The sequence below is a fragment of the Pseudogemmobacter sonorensis genome (assembly GCF_042762395.1).
Lineage (GTDB): Bacteria > Pseudomonadota > Alphaproteobacteria > Rhodobacterales > Rhodobacteraceae > Pseudogemmobacter > Pseudogemmobacter sonorensis.
Window position 1 is genome coordinate 183,286 of the sequence record NZ_JBEFZE010000004.1, and the last position, 20,851, is coordinate 204,136.

General features: G+C 61.8%; 23 protein-coding genes, 1 tRNA gene and 1 pseudogene. 15 read left to right on the forward strand and 10 right to left on the reverse strand.

Going from position 1 to position 20,851, the window contains the following annotated elements:
• The first annotated feature begins 6 nt into the window (after positions 1 to 6).
• The 6 genes from ABNX41_RS05070 to ABNX41_RS05095 are packed head-to-tail and all read left to right on the forward strand — an operon-like array spanning position 7 to position 5,618.
• On the forward strand, positions 7 to 1,056 hold the full coding sequence (locus ABNX41_RS05070; RefSeq protein ID WP_438668632.1) for an ABC transporter ATP-binding protein: 1,050 nt from the start codon (positions 7 to 9) through the stop codon (positions 1,054 to 1,056).
• 7 nt (positions 1,057 to 1,063) lie between these two features.
• Positions 1,064 to 2,359 carry an ABC transporter substrate-binding protein gene (locus ABNX41_RS05075; protein ID WP_438668633.1) on the forward strand — a complete coding sequence of 432 codons (1,296 nt, stop codon included), beginning with the start codon at positions 1,064 to 1,066 and terminating at the stop codon, positions 2,357 to 2,359.
• An 11-nt stretch (positions 2,360 to 2,370) separates the two neighbouring features.
• Positions 2,371 to 3,246: a carbohydrate ABC transporter permease gene (locus tag ABNX41_RS05080; RefSeq protein WP_438668634.1), complete on the forward strand. Its 876-nt coding sequence runs from the start codon at positions 2,371 to 2,373 to the stop codon at positions 3,244 to 3,246.
• Positions 3,243 to 4,046 (forward strand): carbohydrate ABC transporter permease, encoded by an 804-nt coding sequence (locus tag ABNX41_RS05085; RefSeq protein WP_438668635.1) that lies wholly within the window; start codon positions 3,243 to 3,245, stop codon positions 4,044 to 4,046. The genes ABNX41_RS05080 and ABNX41_RS05085 overlap by 4 nt, the downstream gene beginning before the upstream one ends.
• Positions 4,047 to 4,052: 6 nt before the next feature.
• Positions 4,053 to 4,829 (forward strand): metallophosphoesterase, encoded by a 777-nt coding sequence (locus ABNX41_RS05090; RefSeq protein ID WP_438668636.1) that lies wholly within the window; start codon positions 4,053 to 4,055, stop codon positions 4,827 to 4,829.
• Positions 4,830 to 4,853: 24 nt separating this feature from the next.
• Positions 4,854 to 5,618 (forward strand): inositol monophosphatase family protein, encoded by a 765-nt coding sequence (locus tag ABNX41_RS05095; protein WP_438668637.1) that lies wholly within the window; start codon positions 4,854 to 4,856, stop codon positions 5,616 to 5,618.
• 23 nt (positions 5,619 to 5,641) lie between these two features.
• On the opposite strand, the gene tmk is transcribed toward ABNX41_RS05095, so the two are convergent.
• From tmk to ABNX41_RS05110, 3 genes are read right to left on the reverse strand one after another with little or no spacing between them, the layout of a single operon-like run.
• A complete protein-coding gene (gene tmk / locus ABNX41_RS05100) occupies positions 5,642 to 6,262 on the reverse strand; it encodes a dTMP kinase (RefSeq protein WP_438668638.1) in 621 nt (206 codons plus the stop codon).
• A gap of 54 nt (positions 6,263 to 6,316) precedes the next feature.
• Positions 6,317 to 7,492 carry a D-alanyl-D-alanine carboxypeptidase family protein gene (locus ABNX41_RS05105; protein WP_438668639.1) on the reverse strand — a complete coding sequence of 392 codons (1,176 nt, stop codon included), beginning with the start codon at positions 7,490 to 7,492 and terminating at the stop codon, positions 6,317 to 6,319.
• A gap of 10 nt (positions 7,493 to 7,502) precedes the next feature.
• On the reverse strand, positions 7,503 to 8,414 hold the full coding sequence (locus tag ABNX41_RS05110) for an SPOR domain-containing protein (RefSeq protein WP_438668640.1): 912 nt from the start codon (positions 8,412 to 8,414) through the stop codon (positions 7,503 to 7,505).
• 443 nt (positions 8,415 to 8,857) lie between these two features.
• Here ABNX41_RS05110 and ABNX41_RS05115 point away from each other — a divergent pair.
• Positions 8,858 to 8,945: transfer RNA gene (locus tag ABNX41_RS05115), tRNA-Ser, on the forward strand.
• Between the two features lie 541 nt (positions 8,946 to 9,486).
• Here ABNX41_RS05115 and ABNX41_RS05120 read toward each other — a convergent pair.
• From ABNX41_RS05120 to ABNX41_RS05130, 3 genes and pseudogenes are all read right to left on the reverse strand, one after another.
• Positions 9,487 to 10,482: pseudogene (locus ABNX41_RS05120) on the reverse strand (recombinase family protein); the annotation flags it as partial.
• Complete coding sequence (locus tag ABNX41_RS05125; RefSeq protein WP_438668641.1) at positions 10,479 to 10,853, reverse strand: hypothetical protein; 375 nt, start codon at positions 10,851 to 10,853, stop codon at positions 10,479 to 10,481. The pseudogene ABNX41_RS05120 and the gene ABNX41_RS05125, both read right to left, overlap by 4 nt.
• A 1,184-nt stretch (positions 10,854 to 12,037) precedes the next feature.
• Complete coding sequence (locus ABNX41_RS05130; RefSeq protein WP_438668642.1) at positions 12,038 to 12,313, reverse strand: hypothetical protein; 276 nt, start codon at positions 12,311 to 12,313, stop codon at positions 12,038 to 12,040.
• Positions 12,314 to 12,881: 568 nt separating this feature from the next.
• Between ABNX41_RS05130 and ABNX41_RS05135 the strand changes: the two genes are divergently transcribed.
• From ABNX41_RS05135 to ABNX41_RS05155, 5 genes are all read left to right on the forward strand, one after another.
• Positions 12,882 to 13,103, forward strand: a complete 222-nt coding sequence (locus ABNX41_RS05135; protein WP_438668643.1) for a hypothetical protein — start codon at positions 12,882 to 12,884, stop codon at positions 13,101 to 13,103.
• 699 nt (positions 13,104 to 13,802) lie between these two features.
• The gene (locus ABNX41_RS05140; protein WP_438668644.1) at positions 13,803 to 14,717 is read left to right on the forward strand and encodes an ArdC family protein; all 915 of its coding nucleotides are present in this window, start codon (positions 13,803 to 13,805) and stop codon (positions 14,715 to 14,717) included.
• A gap of 30 nt (positions 14,718 to 14,747) precedes the next feature.
• Complete coding sequence (locus ABNX41_RS05145) at positions 14,748 to 15,017, forward strand: hypothetical protein (protein ID WP_438668645.1); 270 nt, start codon at positions 14,748 to 14,750, stop codon at positions 15,015 to 15,017.
• 115 nt (positions 15,018 to 15,132) lie between these two features.
• On the forward strand, positions 15,133 to 15,426 hold the full coding sequence (locus ABNX41_RS05150; RefSeq protein WP_438668646.1) for a type II toxin-antitoxin system TacA family antitoxin: 294 nt from the start codon (positions 15,133 to 15,135) through the stop codon (positions 15,424 to 15,426).
• Entirely contained in the window at positions 15,414 to 15,905 is a 492-nt protein-coding gene (locus tag ABNX41_RS05155; RefSeq protein WP_438668647.1) for a GNAT family N-acetyltransferase, read from the forward strand. The genes ABNX41_RS05150 and ABNX41_RS05155 overlap by 13 nt, the downstream gene beginning before the upstream one ends.
• An 83-nt stretch (positions 15,906 to 15,988) precedes the next feature.
• Here ABNX41_RS05155 and ABNX41_RS05160 read toward each other — a convergent pair whose 3' ends face one another.
• The 3 genes from ABNX41_RS05160 to ABNX41_RS05170 all read right to left on the reverse strand — a co-directional run bounded on the left by ABNX41_RS05160 (position 15,989) and on the right by ABNX41_RS05170 (position 17,305).
• Complete coding sequence (locus tag ABNX41_RS05160) at positions 15,989 to 16,732, reverse strand: hypothetical protein (RefSeq protein WP_438668648.1); 744 nt, start codon at positions 16,730 to 16,732, stop codon at positions 15,989 to 15,991.
• A 122-nt stretch (positions 16,733 to 16,854) separates the two neighbouring features.
• Positions 16,855 to 17,049: a hypothetical protein gene (locus tag ABNX41_RS05165; protein WP_438668649.1), complete on the reverse strand. Its 195-nt coding sequence runs from the start codon at positions 17,047 to 17,049 to the stop codon at positions 16,855 to 16,857.
• Positions 17,050 to 17,140: 91 nt separating this feature from the next.
• The gene (locus ABNX41_RS05170) at positions 17,141 to 17,305 is read right to left on the reverse strand and encodes a hypothetical protein (RefSeq protein ID WP_438668650.1); all 165 of its coding nucleotides are present in this window, start codon (positions 17,303 to 17,305) and stop codon (positions 17,141 to 17,143) included.
• Between the two features lie 304 nt (positions 17,306 to 17,609).
• On the opposite strand from ABNX41_RS05170, the gene ABNX41_RS05175 reads away from it, so the two are divergent.
• The 3 genes from ABNX41_RS05175 (at position 17,610) to ABNX41_RS05185 (ending at position 18,790) form a co-directional block, all read left to right on the forward strand.
• Entirely contained in the window at positions 17,610 to 18,191 is a 582-nt protein-coding gene (locus ABNX41_RS05175) for a tyrosine-type recombinase/integrase (protein WP_438668651.1), read from the forward strand.
• A gap of 64 nt (positions 18,192 to 18,255) precedes the next feature.
• Positions 18,256 to 18,573 (forward strand): BrnT family toxin, encoded by a 318-nt coding sequence (locus tag ABNX41_RS05180; protein ID WP_438668652.1) that lies wholly within the window; start codon positions 18,256 to 18,258, stop codon positions 18,571 to 18,573.
• Positions 18,530 to 18,790: a CopG family antitoxin gene (locus tag ABNX41_RS05185; RefSeq protein WP_438668653.1), complete on the forward strand. Its 261-nt coding sequence runs from the start codon at positions 18,530 to 18,532 to the stop codon at positions 18,788 to 18,790. The genes ABNX41_RS05180 and ABNX41_RS05185 overlap by 44 nt, the downstream gene beginning before the upstream one ends.
• 51 nt (positions 18,791 to 18,841) lie before the next feature.
• Here ABNX41_RS05185 and ABNX41_RS05190 read toward each other — a convergent pair whose 3' ends face one another.
• The gene (locus tag ABNX41_RS05190; protein ID WP_438668654.1) at positions 18,842 to 20,845 is read right to left on the reverse strand and encodes a type IV secretory system conjugative DNA transfer family protein; all 2,004 of its coding nucleotides are present in this window, start codon (positions 20,843 to 20,845) and stop codon (positions 18,842 to 18,844) included.
• Positions 20,846 to 20,851: the final 6 nt, after the last annotated feature.

The window sequence follows — 20,851 nt, forward strand, 5'->3', positions numbered from 1 at the left end:
TGCAGCATGGCCGTTCTTTCCGTCCGCAACCTGCACAAATCCTGGGGCGAGACCCAGGTGGTGCGCGACATCGGCTTCGAGACCCGCGAGGGCGAGTTCATCGCGCTGCTCGGTCCCTCGGGCTGCGGCAAATCCACCACGCTGCGGCTGATCGCAGGGCTGGAACAGGCGGATTCGGGCTCGGTCCATCTGGGCGGGCGCGACATCACCCTGCTGCCGTCGTCGAAACGCGGCGTCTCGATGGTGTTCCAGTCCTATGCCCTGTTCCCGCATCTGGACGTGCGCGACAACATCACCTTCGGCCTGTCGGTGCGGGGCGAAAGCCGCAAGGCCCAGGCCGGGAAGCTTGCCCGCGTGGCGTCGCTCCTGGGGCTTGAGAAACTGCTCGACCGCCGCCCCTCGCAGCTTTCGGGCGGCCAGCAGCAGCGGGTGGCGCTTGGCCGCGCGCTGATCGCCGAGGCGCCGGTCTGCCTTCTGGACGAGCCGCTTTCCAACCTGGACGCCAAGCTGCGCGCCGAGATGCGGGCCGAGATCCGCGCCTTGCAGCAGCGGCTTGGCATCACCATGATCTTCGTCACCCACGACCAGACCGAGGCCATGTCGATGGCCGATCGCGTCGCCCTTCTGAAGGACGGCCGGATCGCGCAATTCGACACGCCCGAGGCGCTTTACGCGCGCCCCGCCTCGACCTTCGTCGCGGGTTTCGTCGGCCAGCCGCCGATGAATATCGTGACCGTCGCCGATCTGGGCGCGCAGGCGGCGCATCTGCCCCCTGGCCTGCTGGTCGGGCTGCGGCCCGAAGAGATCACCCTGGCCGAGACCGGGCTGCCCGGCCGCGTGCGCGCGGTCGAGTATTTCGGGGCCGATTCCATCCTTTCGGTCGAGATCGGCGGCCCGGTCCTGCATCTGCGCATGCAGGGCCGCCCCGCCACCGGCAAGGGCGCCGCCGTCCATCTGGCCTGGCCAGAGGGCGCGCTTCACCTGTTCGACCCTGAAACCGGCCTGCGGGCGGCCTCCGCCCCGGCGCATTCCCGATCCACCCTTCACCCAGCCTGAGGACATCATGAAAACGACTCTCCTGAAGCGGGCGCTGTTCGGCGGCGCCAGCCTGGCCGTGCTTGCCCTGTCGCCGGCCCTGGCGGAAACCAACATCACCTTCTACTATCCGGTTCAGGTCGGAGGCGCGCTGACCCAGACCATCGACGGCTATGTCGCCGAATTCGAGGCGCAGAACCCCGACATCAAGGTCGAGGCGATCTATTCGGGCAATTACGTCGACACCTACAACCGCGCGCTGACCGCGGCCCGCAACGGCACCCCGCCCACGGTCGCGGTGCTGTTGTCGGTCGACCTGTTCCAGCTTCTGGACAACGAGGTGATCGCGCCCCTGGATCCGTTCATCCGCACCGACGAGGACCGCGCCTGGCTTGACGGCTTCATGCTGCCCTATCGCCAGTCGGGCGAGGCCGAGGGCCATCTTTGGTCGATCCCGTTCCAGCGTTCCACCCTGGTGGCCTATTACAACAAGGATGCGTTCCGCGCCGCCGGTCTCGACCCCGAAGCGCCGCCGACAACCTGGGGCGCTTTGGCCGAGGCCGCCTCGAAACTGACCCTGCGCGACGGCGCGGGCAATGTCACCCAATGGGGCATCGGCATCCCGGGCAATTCCGGCTCGGGCCAGTGGCTGTTCGAGCCGATGGTGGCACAGAACGGCGCGCGGCTGCGCTCGGACGACGGCACGACCACCATGCTCAACAGCCCCGAGGCGGTCGAGGCGCTGCAATTCTGGGTCGATCTTGCGGACAAGCACGCCGCTCACCCGCCGGGCATCCAGGAATGGGCCACCACCCCCGCCGACTTCCTGGAGGGCCGCCTGGCCATCGCCTGGACCACGACCGGCAACCTGGGCAACATTCGCCAGAACGCCTCGTTCGACTTCGGCGTCGCGCCGCTGCCGGGCAACCCGGAACCGGCCTCGGTTCTGGGTGGCGGCAGCCTCTATATCTTCGAGGGCGCGCCCGAGGAAGAGAAAGAGGCCGCCTGGAAGCTGGTCCGCTTCCTCTCCTCGCCGGAGCTGCTGGCGGACTGGTCGATCAAGACCGGCTATGTCGCGCCGCGCGACGATAGCTGGGACACCGAGGCGATGAAGGCCTATGTCGCCGAAGTGCCCGCCGCCGAAGTGGCAAGGAAGCAGATCCCGGTCGCGGTGCCCGAATTCTCGACCTATGAGAACAACCGCATCAACCAGTTGATCAACGATGCGATCCAGGCCGCGCTGACCGGCTCGGCCTCGCCGCAGGAGGCGCTCGACCGCGCCCAGGCCGAGGCCGAGCGCATCCTCGCCCCCTACCAGAACTGACGGAGGCGGTGGTGAAGCCCTCTCGCACCCTTGTCCACGGCCTGCTTCTGCTGTCGCCGACGCTGGTTCTGCTGGTGGGCTTCACCCTGTTTCCCACGATGGCGACGCTGTGGGACAGTTTCCACTCGACCCCGCGCGGACGCCGCGCGGCGGTCTGGGTGGGGATGCAGAACTACCAGACCATGCTGAACGACCCGGTGTTCTGGAAGGCGATGCGCAACACCGCGGTCTACGCGGCGGTGACGATCCCGGCCTCGATCGGGCTGGCGCTTGGGCTGGCGCTGCTGGTCAATGCCAATATCCGGGGCCGGGCCTTTGCGCGGCTGGCCTTCTTCACCCCCACGATCCTGCCGATGGTGGCGGTGGCCAATATCTGGATGTTCTTCTACGCCCCCGACTACGGGCTGATCGACCAGGTGCTGAAGCCCCTTGGTCTGGGCGGCAACAACTGGCTGGGCAGCCCGGCGACCGCGCTTGGCGCGCTGATCGTGATCACGGTCTGGAAGAACGCGGGGTTCTTCATGATCTTCTACCTGGCCGCGCTGCAACAGATCTCGCCCACGCTGATCGAGGCCGCCACGCTTGAGGGCGCCCGCCCCTGGCAAAGGCTGCGCCGCGTGATCCTGCCCCTGGTGATGCCGACCACGCTTTTCGTGGCCATCAACGCGGTGATCGAGGCCTTTCGCCTGATCGACCATGTCATGACCATGACGCGGGGTGGGCCCGACAATTCGACCCAGCTTCTGCTTTACTACATCTGGCAGACGGGCTTCGGCTTCTGGGATACCGCCTATGCCTCGGCTTTGACGGTGGTCCTGCTGGTGATCCTTGCGCTGATCGCGCTGGTGCAGTTCGGATGGCTCGACCGGAAGGTGTTTTACCGATGAAAGGCGCATCGCTCTGGACCTGGCTGGCGCTGCCGCTGGCTTTCCTGTGGATCCTGCCGCTGGTCTATGCGGTCTGGACCGCAATCCATCCGGCGGAATATGCGACAAGGTTCGACCTTTTCGCGCCGCTGACCATCGAGAATTTCGCCCGGGTCTGGGACCGGCTGCCCTTCCCGCGCTATTTCCTGAACACGCTGGTGCTGGTGACGCTGGTCGTCTCGGCGCAATATGTCATCTGCACGCTGGCGGCCTATGCCTTCGTGGCCTTCCCGTTCCGGGGCAGCCAGGCCTTGTTCATGCTGTTCCTCGTCCAGCTCATGGTGATGCCCGAGATCCTGCTGGTCAGGAACTACCGCACCGTCTCATGGCTTGGGGTGATGGACACGCCGCTTGCGGTCGCGCTTCCCTATCTGGCCTCGGCCTTCGGGATCTTCCTCTTGCGCCAGAGCTTCAAATCCGTCCCGAAGGAGCTGGACGAGGCCGCGCGGATGGAGGGCGCGGGCCCGATGCAGATCCTGTGGCGGGTCTATGTGCCCCTGGCGAAACCGGCCTACCTGGCCTATGGGCTGGTGATGGTGGCGTTCCACTGGAACAATTACCTCTGGCCGATGGTGGTGACCAACAGCGTCAGGACCCGCCCGATCACCGTGGGGCTCTCGGTCTTCTCGGCGCCCGAGCAGGGGATCGACTGGCCGACGATCACGGCGGCCACGCTGACCTCGGTCGCGCCGCTGCTGATCGCCTTCCTTATCTTCCAGCGCCAGTTCGTGCAGAGTTTCATGCGCGCAGGCATCAGGTGACATGACATGAACATCGCCCATATCTCGGACCTTCATCTGATCGAGGGCACCGCCCCCGTCGGCCTGACGCGCGGCGATGCGGTGGCGCGGGCGCGCAGGCTGGTCGCCGATCTGAACGCCTGCCGACCCGCGCTGGATCTGGTGGTGATCACCGGCGACAACGTCAATGACGCCCGCCCCGGCGAATATGCGATCCTGCGCGATCTGCTGGCGGATCTGACCGTGCCCTTCGTGATCCTGCCCGGCAACCACGACGACCGCGCGCTTTTGCGCGAGAGTTTCCCCGACCAGGGCTGGGCCGATCCGGCCTTGCTGTTCCAGGAGCGGATCCAGGGCCCCTTGCGGCTGCTGGCGCTCGACAGCCTGGACCCCGGCCGGATCGGTGGCGTGCTGGAGGGGGCGCAGCTCGACTGGATCGAGGACCGGCTGGCGCGGCCCTTCGCGGGGCTGACGATGATCGCCCTGCACCATCCGCCCCTGCCCACCCGGATGGGCGCCCTGGACCGCAACCTGCTGGACGAGGGCGCCGCCGCGCGGCTGCTGGCGGCGATCGCGCGGCTGGCGGGGCCGGTGCCGGTGCTTTGCGGCCATATGCACCGCCCCTTCGCCATCCTGCACGGCAATGCGGTGATCCTGGCCGCCACCAGCACCGCGGCGCAATTCGCGCTCGAGCCCCAGGGGCCCGCCGATCCCGTGCCGGTGGACGAGCCCTATGGCTATGCGATCCACCTGATCGGCCCGGCTCCAGGCCATGTGATCCACCGGCGGTTCCCGCCGCTTTGACCCATCCTTGCCAGAAAGACCCCGATGCAGGAATTCCTTCTCTCGCTCGCCCATGAGGCGGGCGCGCTTGCCATGACCCATTTCGGCCGCCTCGGCGCGGGCGCCGTCAGCGCCAAGGGGCCGCTCGATCTGGTGACCGTCGCCGACCGCGCGGTGGAGGCGCTGATCGTCGAGCGGCTGCGCGCGGCCTTTCCCGAGGATGGCATCCTGGGCGAGGAGGGCAGCACGACCCCGGGCCGTTCGGGCCGGGTCTGGGTGATCGACCCCATCGACGGCACCTTCAACTTCGTGCGCGGCGGGCGGCAATGGTCGGTCTCGATCGGGCTTTACGATGGCGGGCGCCCGGCCCTGGGCGTGGTCCATGCGCCGGTCGAGGGGATGGTGCTGATCGGCGGCGCGGGCGTCGCGCCGCAATTGAACGGCGCGCCCCTCCCGGCGCTGGCCGCCTTCGATCCGGCCCGCGCCTCGGTCGGTTTCGGCATGGGGGGCGGGCATTTCCCGCTGGACCGGCGCCTTGCCACCCTGCGCCGGTTGCAGGTCGAGGGGGCGGCCATGGTCCGGGTCTGCAACTGTGCCACCGCCGCGATGATCGAGGTCGCCACCGGCGAGGCGGACGCCTATGTCGGCTATGGCGAAAGCGCCTGGGACGTGATGGGGATCTGGCCGATCCTGACCGCGCTCGGGGCGGCGGCGGATCTGGACTGGCGGAAGGTGCCGCTGGATGGCAAGCTGCGTTTCGTGATCGGCAAGCCCGGGGCGGTGGCGCTGGTCGGCCCCTTGCTGGCCTAGCCGCCGGGGGGCCGGGCCGAGGTTCAGCCCAGATGCGGCAACACGGCGGCAAGGCTGGCCGCCGCCACCGCATCGGGCGAGGCATCGGCCTCGATCCGGCGAAAGCGCCCGGGGTGCCGGGCGGCAAGGGCGAGAAAGCCCTCGCGGGCGCGGGCCTGGAAGGCCAGCCCCATCTCTTCGAAACGCATCTCGGATCCCGCCCGGGCGGTGGCGCGGGCCAGCCCGGTTTCGGGTGCAAGGTCGTAAAGCAGCGTCAGGTCCGGCTCACGCCCGATCACCAGCGCATGCAGCCGGTCGACGATCCCGGTCAGGTCGCCCCGGGTGATGCCCTGGAAGATCCGGGTGGAATCGGCGAAACGGTCGGAAATCACCACCTCGCCGCGCGAAAGCGCGGGCAGGATGGTCTTCTCCAGATGGTCGCGGCGCGCGGCGGTGAAGAGCAGGATCTCGGTCTCGGCCGACCAGCGGTCGGTGGCGCCTTCAAGCACCAGGCGGCGGATCTCCTCGGCGCCGGGGCTGCCGCCGGGCTCGCGCGTCAGCGTGACGGCATGGCCGCGGGCGCGCAGGGCCTCGGCCAGCCTGCGGCCCTGGGTGCTCTTGCCCGATCCGTCGATCCCTTCGAGCGAGATGAAAAGCCCTGCCATGTCGTCGCCTTGCGCCTGCGCGATGCCCGTGCGGTCCCAGCTTCCGCTGCTGTCTCAGCTTCCGGTGGACCCGCCCGTCACATGGTTGCGCCACAGCACACCCGCCGCCGTGCTCAGTCGGCCCAGAAAGCCCGCCTTGCCGACGTCGCTTTCGGCCACCAGCACCACGCGGTGATCGGGCAGGCCCGGCACCTTGACCACCAGTTCGGCGACCTGAGCGCCCTTGGCGACCGGGGCGGTCAGCGGGCCGGTATAGACCACATCGGCCTCGATCGTGTCCTGCACCAGCGCGGGGACCAGGATCGACAGATCCCCCGCCGGGACCAGCCCCACGGTTGGCGCCGCGCCCATGAAGACCTCGGCCTCGGCGATGCGGGTGCCGTCCCTGGCCACGGTCTTCAGCGCGAACTGGCGAAAGGCCCAGGCGACGATCCGCTCGGATTCCTCGGCCCGGGCGCGGTCCGAGGGCAGGCCGGTGATGGCGAAGATCACCCGCCGCTCACCTTGCTTCGCCGATCCGACCAGGCCGAAGCCCGCCTCGGTGGTATGGCCGGTCTTCAGCCCGTCCGCCCCGATCCCCAGCCGCAGCAAGGGGTTGCGGTTGAAGCGGTTGTCGGGCGAGCGGCCCTTGTAGGTATATTCGGTCTCGGCGAAGATCGGGTAGTATTCGGGGAATTCCTCGATCAGGCGCTGCGCCAGCACGCCCAGGTCCCGCATCGACATGCGATGCGTGGGATCGGGCCAGCCCGAGGAATTGGCGAAGACCGAGGCTGTCAGGCCGATGGCGCGGCCGCGTTCTGTCATCTGGGCCGAGAAGGCCTCTTCGCTGCCCGAAAGGCCCTCTGCCACGACGATGCAGGCATCGTTGCCGGAATTGACGATGATGCCGTAGATCAGGTCGCGCACCGTCGGCCGGTCGCCCTGCTGGAGCATCATGGTCGAGCCGCCGCGCCGCGTCATCTCGACCGCGCGCTCCGAGACGGGGAAGGTGGTGTCCATGCTGACCCGGCCGTCGCGCAGCGCCTCGAACAGCATGTTGATCGTCATCAGCTTCGACATCGAGGCGGGGGGCAGCGGCTCGCCCGCGTTCTTGTCCATCAGCACGGTATGGGTGGTCACGTCATAGACCCAGGCGCCGGTGGCCTCGGTCTCGAAGGCGCGGGCGGCAGGGGAAAGCGCGAGGGCCGCAAGGGCAAGGCAAAGGGGTTTCAGCATCGAGCGCAGGGACATCGGCTTTCCTTTATCTCAGCATATAGGCGTCGGTGAAACCGGCGGCCTTGATCCGGGTCAGCAGCGCCGCGTCGCCGCGCGCGGTCACCGACCAGTAGGTCTTGCCCTGCGAGGTTTCCTGCCGCGTCTCGGCGGCGATCCCGGCCTTCGACAGCGTGTCGATGGCGCGTTTGGCATTGGCCTCGACCGAGAAGAAGCCGATCTGGATCGGACGGCCCGAAGCCGCCGGTGCCGGTGCGGGGGCCGCAGGCGGGGCAGGGGGCGTGGCGGTCGGGGGCCGGGCGGGCGCGGTCGGGCCGTCGAGGGGCCTGGTCTCTACCCCGCCGCCGTCGATGGCGCCCGCCACGGCGGTCCCGAGGCTTTCGTTGCTGTCGAGGATCGGGGTTTCGGGCGTGGTCTCGGGCGCTTCCTCGCGCCGAAGCGCGGTGACCGAGATCTTCGCGGGCTGCCCTGCCAGGATGCCGAGCGCATCCGCCGCATCGGACGAGATCTGCAAGGCGGGCCCGGGATTGTCGCGCTCGCGCCGGAACAGGGCGCCGATCACGAATTTGCCGTTCGCGGGGTTGCGCATGATCACCCGCTCGGGGTCGGTCGCATCGGGCGAGGCGACCCAGACGCCGCCGAGCGAGGGCCGACCGTCCCAAAGCGCGTCATCGGTGACCTGGAAGACGCCGGGGGCCTCGACATCGCGCTCGACCAGCCGGGTCGAGGTCTGGGTGCGCGGCGCGCCCTCGGCCTGGCCGCTGCCGGTGAAGGGGTTGCTCCCCGCCTCGCAGGCGGCAAGGGCAAGCGCGGGCAGCAGCAGGGCAAGCGCCCGGATCCCGGCCCTGGGCGCGGCTTCGAGGCGTGCGGCCGGGCGTTCCCGCTTCCGCCCGGGGCCATGGTTCGTTCGAGGGGCCGGGCCCGTCTGTTGGAAAATCATGCTGCGCCCTCATGCCCTGCGCGGTCCTTGAACGCCGCGCCTTGTCCTTGCCCGTTTTCGTCCGTTGCCGGTTCTCGCCGTCCGACCCGGTCGCCGCCCCGCCGTTGCCCGCTCCGCCCCGGCGCCCGGCCATTCCGCCCGAAGACGGCGGTCCGGCCGCTTCCCGGCCCGAACACGGGCGGTATCGGGCCAGATCATACCGGCAGGCGGGCCGCATGGGAAGGGCAGAGCCCGAGCGCGCAGTTCACGAATGGTGAAATTCCTGCGCGGCGTGCCCTTTCAGAATCACTCGGCAGGCCATAATGGGCTGGATCTGTCGGGCGTGCAGTCCCTCGACCCGGTTTTGCGCCGCCGTCGGCGGGCGGCAAGGCCTGGAGCCTTCCCGAGGGCCGGGGCCGCGCGCGGCAGGCCGTGCTCGCAGGCGAACCCGGGGCGCAGGCGATGGATAGGTGGCCGAGTGGTTTAAGGCAGCGGTCTTGAAAACCGCCGATGTGCAAACATCCGTGGGTTCGAATCCCACCCTATCCGCCATTTCGCATTTGCCAGATGAAATCCTCCCTAACGCCTTGAAGGGTAAGGATGTTTTTGGGGTTCGAAACCCCGTTTCGGGCGCATATTCCAGACGGTCGCAGAAGGTCAGTTTCAGCACCAGTTTCTGACACTCGATTCTGCCAAGATTCCATATTTTAGAAGGGTTTGCGAGGAACCCAAAGGCGAGTTCGAACAACGCCTCAAAGGTGTCATGCCGCTGGGTGCTGTTCTGCCGCTTTTCCTCAAGCGCCACCTTGCTGCGTTCCAGTGCGTGAATCCGCTTCTCATACGCCGCGATCACGCTTTGCGAGGTGGCGTCAACGATCCGATCAAGCAGCCCTTCGATCTGGAATTCGACCTTGGCAATCTCGCGCTCATAGGTCTTGGCCACGGCCTTGGCCTGCGCCATGCGCTGCGTCCAAGCATCCTTGAACATGGCGCGCGCCAGCGTGAACAGCTTGGGCGCGGGGGTGAGTGCGTCCAGCATGGCGACGAACTGCCCTTCGACCAGATCACGCCGGATATGCTTGTTACGGCGTTCGCAGCCTTTGGTGAAACACAGGTAGTACGGATGCCGCTCACCCGTCTTGCTGCGGCACCACGAGGCCGTGAACGGCCTGCCGCAGCAGGCGCAGGCAATCGCACCGCGCAGGGGGAAGTCAGCCGACACATCGACACGCACAGGCACCCGTGCCCTTTCTTGCAGGCGGGCTTGGATGCGCTCGAAGGTCGCGAAGTCGATCAAGCCTTCATGCCGCCCCTTGGTCAACGGCACGCCCCAGTCCAACGCCTCGACATAGCCCGCATAGAGCGGCTTGGTCAGCATTTGCTTCACAAGCTCGTTGCGCACTTCGCCGCGCTTGTTCTTGCCCGGAAAGGCCGGGCAGGATTCAAAGAAGCGTTTGACTTCGCTTTGCTGCTGGAAGCGACCAGAGGCGTAGCCTTCCAGACCTTCCTGAATGATCGAGGCCACAGGCTCATCACGCACAAGGATTTTTCCCTCGCCGGGGCTGTGCTGGAACTTATAGCCTGCGCAGGAGATAAACGGCCAATATCCATTCTGGATACGCGCGCGCATGCGGTTGCGGGTCTGTTCGGCGTTCTTCTGGCGTTGATGCTGCGAAACGCTGGCCAGCAGGTTCTCAACCAGAATAGAGTCGGAATCCTCGCCAAACTCAATCGAGGGGCTTTCAAGCCGCGCACCCGCACTCGAGATCGCGCCGCGCAATTCAAGGTGCGCTTTCACGTCCCGCGCGAGGCGGGAAATGTCGTCAATCAGCACGACATAGGAGCCGGATTTCTTGCGGGCTTTCAGCCACGCCAGTATGGCGGACATACCGGGGCGATCAATCAGCCCACCCGTCACGGCACCGTCGGTGAACACTTCGGCAACCTCATAACCCTTCATGCGCGCAAACTCGCGACATCGGGTTTCTTGCGAGACCATACCATGCCCTTTGGCCACTTGAGCAGGGCTGGACACCCTGCAATAGATTACGGCATGGCTGGCCATTGGTTTGTGTTCATTGGACTTCATGACTCCTTCCTTTCCGCAGAAGGCCGTTTGTGAGCCTTTGCAGGTTTGTGGTTAGTGTGTTCCGAGAATTGACCCGTGCAGCCTACCATATCGCGGCGGGGTTTCGGAGCGGGTTTTGGGCTGGGCGGGGTGTTATCCAGAGCTTGCAGACCTTGGAGATACTGAACGGGGTCCAGCCCGAAGCCCAGATCGGCAAAGGCGACCATGATCTGCCAAATCGCCGCCAGAAGTTCCGTTTGCTGGGCTTCGGTCAGATCGCTATCGGCAAGGTGGGGGCGGTAGGCTTCGGCATCAAACCGAAGGGCGGGAAAGTCACCCTTGGGGGCGCTCTCTTGACTGCCGAGGCCAGTCAGGTTTTCGTCTTCGCTCATGTCCGACCTCCTTGTCTGTTGCACGATTGTTGAAACGGGGTAGTATATCAGAAGTGATAAGAACAAATCAAGAACATATGACTTTATACTCTACATTTCCATGGACTTGGATCAATGCAGAACTGTGCGGGATGTTGGCTCATTCCTTGTAGTTGGAACGAGAAGCCCGCACTAGGCTTGCGCCCGAGGTATGTACAGTGCCGGGCTGAGCATCCCGCCTCCGATGGGCAGGCCTCCGGATACTGGAGCTGAGAGTGACCTGTGCGCCTAGCAACGCCAGAGCCTTGGTGATTAAGCCCTTCCCGGCGATATATCCGCCAAGGCAGGTGCCTGTTGCCGCCGATATGCCGCAGAAGCGACAGCCAACGTGCTGGATGTTTTGATATACGTAAGCCTTTGGCCTGAAAGACCAGCATCATACGCCCCACGACCTTCACCCTGCCGGAAGAATCCAGCCGTAAGGTGTGTCGTGCACCCCCGAATCAGGCTACGATCAAGGGGAAAGTTTCTTATCGCAAGTAAGGGAAACGCATACCGGGTATGCGCTGGGAACATTTGTAAACGAGGCGCTTGAATCGCAAATAGTAAATTTGGCGTTTTTTGACGGTTCCAAGTCGTTCTGAACCATCTTACAGTGAGGCAGCGCGAAGGAAACCCCTGACAACACTATGCCATATGGGGTTCGCGCGTGTGGTTACCGCCACTCTCTCATGGGCAGGTTATCCAGCGCGCCCGCTGCGGCCAGCCGAATGTTTGCGTCCTCTGCGGAGGGAACGACGAAGCACGCCAAGTAGCGCTTACCAAGCTATGTGCTAAGCTATAGCGGACTTAAGGTTAAGAGTTTTATATCGGGCGAGGCGGAGCAAGTCACTTCTGGATATGGAGGATAAAAATCATGAGAAGATCATCGCCTTATAAAAGAAAATTTTCCGCTACAAACGAAATCAGCTGAAAAGAAAAGCCCCACGCAAGGAATGAAAGCCCTCTAAATGTCCTGTAAGCATTTTCTGGCTCATTTTCTGATAGGCGAGCTATCATGCTGGGCATCCCCGAACGAAAAGGTGCTAAAATTATGCCAATGATAAGGCTGAGTATATCCACCGCCATAAAGCGATTTGCCATCATGACAATTCCGATAATCTCTATTACGTATCCGGCAAGAGTTAATATATCAAGGAAGACATTCAAAACTTTGCCCTCCGACTTAGAACAAATGAATTAAGGAATCCAGAGCCATTTTCCTTGCTGTTTATCCAAAACAGCATTCCATTCAATTCAATTATATGGGAGGATTTTGTGAAAAGTGTTGGTGCATCAATCCCGTTCTCCTTCCTGATTTCTCCGATAAGGCTTTCGAATGCCTTGCAAACCTCCGCGTCTTTTCCATCCCTTACGCCTTCATCCATAAGGAATAGATATACCTTGGTCTTACCTTGGATATTTCTTACGCGGTAAGGCATCTACATGCTCCTGAAGATATAGTCGCGAAATGCTCGCTGTTCTATATAGAGAACAAGCTCAAAACATCTGAGCCTGTCTGCATAAACAATCGTGTATTCAGGCTGATTGTGAGTGCCAAACATAAAATGTATAAATGGATTTTGCTCCCCATCTGTGGGGTGAATATCTTTGAGAGTATCTATATACTCATGGCTCAATGTTCGACGCGGCACGTTTAAAAAAACCCTCTTGTGGAGTTTTCGTTTGGCCGACCGATTCATCGGCCCCCTTAGGGCCTGACCAAGAAGCAAGGCATCATTCGTGCGAAGCAAACAAAATGTGCTCTGATTGTGACCGCGAAGAGCAATCATGCCAGTTGTGGCATCTAGCTGACGTGAAAACCGAACAAGTTCGTGCAAGAGCGCCGTTCTGCATAACTTCCTAGCGTCATCTTCATCACCTTCGATCTGATCAAGACTGAGTATCAAGGTGTCTCACCCCATACAAAATGTAGTGACTGCGCCCCTCGCGCATACTATACTTGCGAGCAGGGCCGCAAGCTCAAAAACGTTCACGAAAGGAACCACAATGTCAAGCAGAGGGCAATCGTTATCAGCGCCACTAGCGAAGGATGAATTTTTCCGTGTTGTAAATCAGGCTCATGAGAATAATGGCCTACCCAGCCGACAACTAAATGAAATCGAAACGGACTATAATTTTTATTTGCGCCTGCACAAAGTGTATGGTGGGGAAGGCAAGCTCAGTTTTGAGTATCGTATGGGAAGAGTTAACCTTTCGTATGGTGACTAGGCTATGCGAGCACGTGCGGAACGTGCGCGCGAGTCGTGGGCTGAAGCCCTTGTATGCAAGATGTGTGCGGTAGTACCGCACAATCTCGGCAAGGGGGCCGCTGCGCGCCCCCGTTGCATCCCCCACGCCACGGCCTGACTTCGGGCATTGAGCCGCCCGTCAGACCGATAGACCGTATCGTCGCTCTACCACTCGCAAACGTCTGGCCGTTGCATCACCACTGGGGGAGCCGCCGCGCTCCCCAACCCCCATCGGTCAAAGGGCTATCGCGCCCCCTGAACCCACTCGTCAGATTTGGAGATTTGCCTCTCCACCGACACCAAACCATGCACAAGCGATTGACCACTTGACCGTCATTCAGGGGAGCATTCCGGCTGCCCCTGAAAACCCCATGATCAGACGGGAGATTGCGGCTCTCCCTTCTGAACTTCCCATCTTTAAAATCCAGCCAACCTGTTCAGGCTGATAGCTGTTTCTTTCGTTGGGGCTTGCAGCCCCCCAACCGTCAAGACCAAGCCCTGCGCCTTTAGGCGCCTGGGCGTATCCGGCGGTATCCCCACCCTTCCTTGTCTTACGCCTTCGTGCAGGGTGGGTGATCCCCCTCCACCGGATACGGTCTGGACGGTTTTCCCCCGCTCATTGGCGCGGGCCTAGTCCCGTTTGCATGCGCAAACGGCATCTAGGAAAGGAAGAACGCCCATGAAAACCGATGTTTATCAAAAAGTCACCGATAAGATTGTGGCTGATCTTGAGCAAGGCCAGCTTACTTGGATCAAGCCATGGAGCAATGGCAACCTTGAGGGGCGTATTACCCGCCCCTTGCGGCACAACGGCACCCCATACAACGGCATCAATGTGCTGATGCTCTGGGCGGCATCGGTGGAGGCGGGCTTTACCGCCTCGCACTGGATGACCTTCCAGCAAGCCAAGGCGCTTGGCGGGCATGTGCGCAAGGGGGAACGCGGGTCTTTGGTGGTCTATGCCAACACGATCACCAAGACCGAGGAAGGCGAGAACGGGCAGGACGAGGAACGCACCATCCCCTTTATGAAGGGATACACCGTGTTCAATGTGGAGCAGATCGAGGGATTGCCCGACCAATACCGCACCCCGCCGTCCGCCGTGATTGACCCCGTGCAACGCATCGCGCATGCGGAGGCGTTCTTTACGGCGACAGGCGCAGAGCTTCGCCATGGTGGCAATCGCGCTTATTACAGTGGCGGCAGCGACCATGTGCAGATGCCCGCCTTTGAAGCGTTCCGCAGCCCTGAAAGCTATTACGCCACTCTGGCGCACGAGCTGACCCACTGGACGAAGCACCCCGCGCGGCTGGATCGGGACTTTGGGCGCAAGCGGTGGGGCGATGAAGGTTACGCCCGTGAGGAACTGGTGGCCGAGCTTGGCGCGGCGTTCCTGTGTGCCGATCTGGCGTTGACGCTGGAGCCGAGCGCAGACCATGCCGCCTATATTCAAAGTTGGCTTACCGTCTTGAAGGGTGACAAGCGGGCGATCTTCACCGCAGCCGCCCATGCCCAACGCGCCGCCGACTACCTGCACGGCCTGCAAGCTCGAGCCATTCAGACCACCCCCCTACAGGAAGGACGCGCCGCGTAAGCGGCGTACCTACCAAGGGAGGTCGAGAGCATGGAAACACACAGCATCACTTGGCGCGGCATCGCCATACGCATCAACTTTACACCGCAAGCGTTCGGGCTGGTTGACCACATCGAGCTACACAGCACGGGCGAGGCCGCATTGCCCGTCACGGAAACAGGCTACCGCTCACACTTCATTCCCGCTGGCAGCGTGGCAGCCTACGGCGGGGCGGTGGCCTTCGTCACCGCATGGCTTGACCACGAGGCCAAGCGCACCCCCTGGTGCAAACCCGCCCCGCAACAGCTATCTTTGTTCTAGGAACATGCGCAGCCACCCGAACGGGCGGCTGCAAGCCCTCGTGCCCACCCACCACACCCAGAAAATAGATACACAATGTGTATCTCTATGTGCTATGATGAGTCATGAAAGGTGAATGACCATGCCACACAAGACCATACCAGAGAGTAACCACGCCAAGCCCGTCAACCTTCGCATCCGCGAGGACGTGCGGGTGCTGATCGACCGCGCCGCCAAAATCCGGGGCAAGACCCGCTCAGATTTCATGATTGATGCCGCCTACCGCGCAGCAGAGGACACGTTACTGGATCAGACCTTGGTGAAGGTGGACGCCGAAAGCTATCAGCAGTTTCTGGACATTCTCGACCGCCCGCCAAGCGGCGCGGGCTTTGAGCGACTGATGAACGCCCCCAAACCTTGGCAGGGCTGATGCTTAAGGCGCCGGAGCTTCTGGCCGACCACCACGACCTGAACAGCTTTGACAGCGGCACCGCATCACTGGACGACTGGCTGCGCCGCAGGGCGCGGGCTAACCACGCCAGCGGTGCATCTCGCACCTATGTCGCGGCCGATGGGGCGCGGGTTGTCGGTTACTATTGTCTGGCATCCGGCGCACTGGATATTGCCGCCGCCCCCGGTTCGCTCCGGCGCAACATGCCCGACCCTATCCCCATGGCGATCATCGGCAGGCTTGCGATTGATCGAGGCTGGCAGGGTAAGGGGCTGGGAGCTGCCATGCTGCAAGATGCGGTGCTGCGCACCGCGCAAGCGGCCTCCATCCTTGGGATACGCGGTGTTCTGGTGCATGCGATCTCACCAGAAGCCAAAGCCTTTTACGAGCACTACGGTTTTCAGGCCACCAGCAATGCGCCTATGACGCTGGTGTTGTCTATCAAGTCCGCGAGCTAAAACAGGCGCAAGATTTAGTCAGCGTCTGTTTGTCTTCCTGCGGTGTTGTTTTCAAGTTCATGCAGGCCGCATGGTTTTCCCGCTTACGGAGAGGCGCGCGGCGGCATCAGACTTTCAATGCTCTCATCCGAAAGGCGGTAGGGGCGCGCCTCATCTTCGCGGCTGTCAAGCAGACTATCCATAGATGACGTGGGATGCTCTTTGTCGCTATAGAGCATGGGGCCAATAAAAATTAGCACAATAACGCCCAAACCTGCTGCCGTTACGATCCGGTTCCCAAACAGGATAAACGTGAGTAACACCGCAACGAGGACAGAGGCAAAGCTTCCCCATGACGGCACGAGAGGCAGCCAGAATTCCCGCACATTGTTCTGCGGCGTTGCCCATGTGCCGTAAGTTGTGAACTCAAAGCGGCGAAGATCAGCGGAGACATTAGAGAAGCTCACGACCACGCCCAGAATAACGAGCAGCGACACGCATAGCGCCATCAGGTCAACAAGCCGCACATACTTGCTGGCAGCCGGAATAACGCTCATGGCTATGGCTGCGATGATCAAGACGGGCAGCGCATAGCACAAGACTGCCGCAACGTTGCCAAAGCCGCCACTGTAGAAAAGAAGATCGGGCAGCGCCAGCGCGGAAACCTCATCTGCCAACCAAGACCGAGGGTCTCTTTGTTGCTCAAAAAACGTTCCCAAAGCCCGACTGATACCTAGCGCATTTACAGCCAGTACAAGAACGGCGAAGGCAACAGCGATCAGCCTGAGCACAGACTCCCTGGACTGAAACAGGTTCTTAATCGGATCATTTTGTACAACTGTGGTCATTCCATTCTCGCGGATTAGTGCCCCCTCACGCTTCATTTGGGGCCAAATATTGTGCCGAAACCTGCACCTTAAGCGCGCCCACTGATGTCGTTTCACAGCCGCATTATGAGGTGACCATCCGGTCAGGGCTGCATTAGCACGACACAGGTAGTGAGCGGCAGAACGATAAACAGCAAAAGCCCAATGACATGCAGCATGTTCTTCCCAAGTTGGCGCTTGATCCCTATGCCGATCTCGGATTTTCCATGCTGCTTTTGCATTTTTGCGCGATAGGCTTCCTCCGCCTCAATACGCTTTTTGTCTTCCTTAGTGAGCATTTCGCCCTCGCGATAGATATTCTTCGTGTTGCCTGAATCCGTAACACCGGACTGGAACGCTTCCAGTCCGGCAAAGTTGTGTTGCGCTTCCTCAGCTTTTCTTTTGGTCTTGCTCGCGGCGCAGCTCTTCGAGCTTGTTATTGATCACCTGCGCGGTTTGGTGATCCGGCACTTGATAGCTCTGCACATTTTGCATCTGCTGGGCTTGCTTGAACTGCTCTTCCGTCATGCGGCGCAGGTAGTCGTCGTAGGACATGGTTGTGCCTTTCCTGATAGCGGCCAAAACAGGGAAGTCTATCCAGCAAAAACCGGCCCACAAAATGGGAGAGGTTTAATGCCGAAGATACCGCCGCCAACTACGCTCAACAGAATTGCACATTCTGTTGAGTCACCCAAAAAGGGCTTGTTTTGCTTGCTTCCCCGCAGTCCCGATGATAAGTGCTGGAGGTGATACCACCGCGAAAGCCATACGGTTCCAAGGCTTTGAGGTGGCCTTAACAGAATGTGCAATTCTGTCGTGTCCTCCCTTCTCGGCAAGTCCTTTGCCGACAAGGGAAAACATGGAAAAGCTACACCACTCACGCCCCGCCAGCCTCTACGCCCGTGACGGACGGCGCAAGTATCTGACCCCACAGGAACGCGGGCGCTTCATCGTGGCCGCAGGCAAGCACCCACGCCCCGAGATCGCTGCGCTGTGTCTTGTGCTGGCCTTCACCGGATGCCGCATATCAGAAGCCCTTGGCCTGACATTGGGCAGTATCAACGCCGATGACGGCACCATCGCTGTGCTCAGCCTCAAGAAACGTGGTGCGTTCATCGTGCGGGAAATCCCCGTGCCCGATCAGCTTGTCAACCGCCTGGACGGCTTGGGCGGCGCGGCAGAGACACCGCTATGGAGCCTGTCACGCAGCCGCGCATGGTGGCTGGTGAAAGCCGTCATGCGGGAGGCAAAGATTGGCGCAGGCCCACACGCAACCCCGAAGGGGCTGCGCCATGCCTTTGGCGTTCATGCCATCCGTTCCGGCGTGCCGATAACCCTTGTGCAGCGCTGGCTGGGTCATGCCAGCCTGTCCACCACCGCGATCTATACCCACGTGCTGGGGCAGGAGGAACGCGAGATCGCCAGCCGCATGTGGGGCTGATGTCTCAGCGAAACACTTACAATAGTATTGCATTTGTGTAGTGATTTGTGTATGCTTGAAAGCCATGATGATGAAGATTTCAGGCATCGAATGGGATGACGGGAACTGGCCGAAATGTGGCAAGCATGGCCTCAGTCAAGCTGAGATCGAGCATGCCTTGCAGCACATGACCTTCAACATCCCCGATCCGAATCCGGCTGAACCGCGCCTGAGAACAGCCGCCAGAACGCAGGACGGGCGACCTGTTTTCATCGTCTACATGCATCGAGAGCGAGAGGATGGAACCTATCTGCGCCCGATCAGTGCCAGATACATGCACAGAAAGGAGATAGAACACTATGAACGAATCGAAAAAGCCATGGCCGACCCTGCCAACAGATGAGGCCGCTGAGAAATTCGTGGCCGAGTCTGACCTGTCTGAGTTCGATTGGAGTGCAGCAACGCCTGTTCGCTACGAGTTTGAGAAGAAAGCCGCAGCGTTGAACATGCGAGTGCCAAAATCTCTGCTGGATGCCGTCAAATCCAAGGCGGCCGCTCGGGGCATTCCCATGACCCGGTATGTCCGCATGTTGCTTGAGCAGGATATTGCCCGGTCGTAACGATTAAAGAATAATCTCTGCCCCCCTGATCGCCAGCCGCATGTGGTGAGGTTATGAGCTTACGGCCAGCACGTAAGCTGCTATCCCCATACCGCCCGCAATCAGCAGCTTGAGTGCCGTGAACATCGCAGAGCGAAGGGCTGCCCGCATCAAGCCCGTAGTGGCTGGGCGCACGGGCGTTACATCCTTGTACACCGCTTCAGGCGTATCGTTCGATGAAATCGTTGCGGGTTTTGGTTTGGGCGGCGGAGGTGACAGAACGTGTTTGAAGAACACGTTCATATCACGCTGGGCAAGCTGGGCGCGGGTGAGTGGCGGCGGGTGATCGCGGTGCGGATCGAATTTTTCTGAAAGCACCGGATCGGCAAAGTACATGGTGCGCTTGAGCGCGACGGGTTGCAGGCCGGAGATCAGCGCAAGCATGGCAGGGTTCTGGCGGTTGCCAAACAACCGCCCGACTTCATCCGGCGTCAGCAAGGGGCGTTTATGAAACGTCTCGCTTTCCCCTGTCGTGTGTCCCTCACTGGTGCCTTGCGTGGTGCTGCGGGTCTGGCTGTTCGACCAGCCCTCACTGACACTTCGGGAATTGCCGGATGTGAAGCTGCCATTCTGCCCCCCGAACGATACAGAACTGGACGCACCCATCGTGCGGTTGCCGGAATAGCCCTGCTGGCTGCCATGGCTCTGGCTTTGGGTGCGCCCTTCACTGTGACTGTGGCTTTGCGCCCAACGGCGCAATTCTACATCGCCTATCATCTTGGAAATATACTCTCGGGTGAAATTGTCATCATTCCCGAAAAACAACTTCACACCCGCGTTCGCCACCATGGTTTCCCAGTTGTCCTTGTAGACATCCTTGATCTGCGCCATGGTCTGCGCCACGAACATCATCTTGACGCCATATCCCGCAATCTGCGCCGCCGCGTTCTCAATCACCTTCATGCGCCCAAGCGCAGGAAACTCATCCAGCACCATGAGCATGGGGTATTTGGGCGGCACCTTCGCGCGGGCGCGTTCCATCTCACCCAGTATCAGCGTGGTCATCATGCGCAGCCAGCGGTAGTGGCTGCCCATGAAACGCTGCGGCAGGCAAAGATACAGGCTGGTGGGGCTGTGCTTGAGATCGGATAGCTGGAAGGTCGAGCTATCAAGGCAGGAACGCAGCGCAGGGCTGTCCAGAAACTCCGTGTTCGTTCTTGCCACTTGCAGCGCTGACATGAGGGTACGGGGCGAGGAATCGAGCAATTCTTGCAGCATCGCGCCGTGCTTGGCGACCACCCCGCCAAACGCCCTGTTAAACTTCATGCGGGCGAACAGCAGGCTGATACCGCTGGGCGGTTCTTCCACGCCGTTACGTTCCAGCATGCGGCGCATCTCATCATCCCCCGCCAGCAGGGCATGGCGCAGGGTCAGAAGATTGCGCTGATGATCGGGGTAGTTGCGATCACTGGCAACATGCAGGATCAGCGCCTTGATGATCCCCTTGGCTGTATCGTCAAAGAACGCATCCTGCCCGCCTTCGCTGACAATCAGCGCGTCCGCTATTCTGGCGGCATCGTCCACCGCCTCGCGCTTGCGCGTCAGGATCACATCGAGCGGATTGAACGCAGCCCGCATATCCGCAAAATCATCCTCACCCCGCACCACTTCCCCGAACGGATCGAGGATCAGGACACGCTGCCCCAAGCCCGCGCTATAGGCGGAGCCTTCCCCACGTCTGCGGGCTGTGACCATGGCATTCTCGCCCTTGGGGTCGATCACCACCACCGACCCCGGCCACAGGCCGAGGTTCGGCACGATCACCGAAGCGCCCTTACCCATGCGCGTACCGCTGACCAGCAGCACATGGCGGTCATCACGGTATCCGGCGGGTTCGCCTGTAAGGTGACGGGACAGCCACAGATCGCCCGTGCGGAATTTCAGGCTATGATCGCCTTCAAGGCTCTGCCATGAAGCTGTGCCAAGCGGGATATGGGCGGCATCGCGTTGTGCTGCCGCGCCCGTATTGCGCCCCGCACCGTGCAGCGTGGGCAGATTGATAGAACCATTGGTCATGGCTGT

Coding starts and splice junctions, on each gene's coding strand:
- ABNX41_RS05070 (WP_438668632.1), top strand. CDS start 7: ATGGCCGTTCTTTCCGTCCGCAACCTGCACAAATCCTGGGGCGAGACC.
- ABNX41_RS05075 (WP_438668633.1), top strand. CDS start 1,064: ATGAAAACGACTCTCCTGAAGCGGGCGCTGTTCGGCGGCGCCAGCCTG.
- ABNX41_RS05085 (WP_438668635.1), top strand. CDS start 3,243: ATGAAAGGCGCATCGCTCTGGACCTGGCTGGCGCTGCCGCTGGCTTTC.
- ABNX41_RS05090 (WP_438668636.1), top strand. CDS start 4,053: ATGAACATCGCCCATATCTCGGACCTTCATCTGATCGAGGGCACCGCC.
- ABNX41_RS05095 (WP_438668637.1), top strand. CDS start 4,854: ATGCAGGAATTCCTTCTCTCGCTCGCCCATGAGGCGGGCGCGCTTGCC.
- tmk (WP_438668638.1), bottom strand. CDS start 6,262: ATGGCAGGGCTTTTCATCTCGCTCGAAGGGATCGACGGATCGGGCAAG.
- ABNX41_RS05105 (WP_438668639.1), bottom strand. CDS start 7,492: ATGTCCCTGCGCTCGATGCTGAAACCCCTTTGCCTTGCCCTTGCGGCC.
- ABNX41_RS05110 (WP_438668640.1), bottom strand. CDS start 8,414: ATGATTTTCCAACAGACGGGCCCGGCCCCTCGAACGAACCATGGCCCC.
- ABNX41_RS05125 (WP_438668641.1), bottom strand. CDS start 10,853: ATGAGCGAAGACGAAAACCTGACTGGCCTCGGCAGTCAAGAGAGCGCC.
- ABNX41_RS05130 (WP_438668642.1), bottom strand. CDS start 12,313: ATGCCTTACCGCGTAAGAAATATCCAAGGTAAGACCAAGGTATATCTA.
- ABNX41_RS05135 (WP_438668643.1), top strand. CDS start 12,882: ATGTCAAGCAGAGGGCAATCGTTATCAGCGCCACTAGCGAAGGATGAA.
- ABNX41_RS05140 (WP_438668644.1), top strand. CDS start 13,803: ATGAAAACCGATGTTTATCAAAAAGTCACCGATAAGATTGTGGCTGAT.
- ABNX41_RS05145 (WP_438668645.1), top strand. CDS start 14,748: ATGGAAACACACAGCATCACTTGGCGCGGCATCGCCATACGCATCAAC.
- ABNX41_RS05150 (WP_438668646.1), top strand. CDS start 15,133: ATGACCATGCCACACAAGACCATACCAGAGAGTAACCACGCCAAGCCC.
- ABNX41_RS05160 (WP_438668648.1), bottom strand. CDS start 16,732: ATGACCACAGTTGTACAAAATGATCCGATTAAGAACCTGTTTCAGTCC.
- ABNX41_RS05165 (WP_438668649.1), bottom strand. CDS start 17,049: ATGCTCACTAAGGAAGACAAAAAGCGTATTGAGGCGGAGGAAGCCTAT.
- ABNX41_RS05170 (WP_438668650.1), bottom strand. CDS start 17,305: ATGTCCTACGACGACTACCTGCGCCGCATGACGGAAGAGCAGTTCAAG.
- ABNX41_RS05175 (WP_438668651.1), top strand. CDS start 17,610: ATGGAAAAGCTACACCACTCACGCCCCGCCAGCCTCTACGCCCGTGAC.
- ABNX41_RS05180 (WP_438668652.1), top strand. CDS start 18,256: ATGATGATGAAGATTTCAGGCATCGAATGGGATGACGGGAACTGGCCG.
- ABNX41_RS05185 (WP_438668653.1), top strand. CDS start 18,530: ATGAACGAATCGAAAAAGCCATGGCCGACCCTGCCAACAGATGAGGCC.
- ABNX41_RS05190 (WP_438668654.1), bottom strand. CDS start 20,845: ATGACCAATGGTTCTATCAATCTGCCCACGCTGCACGGTGCGGGGCGC.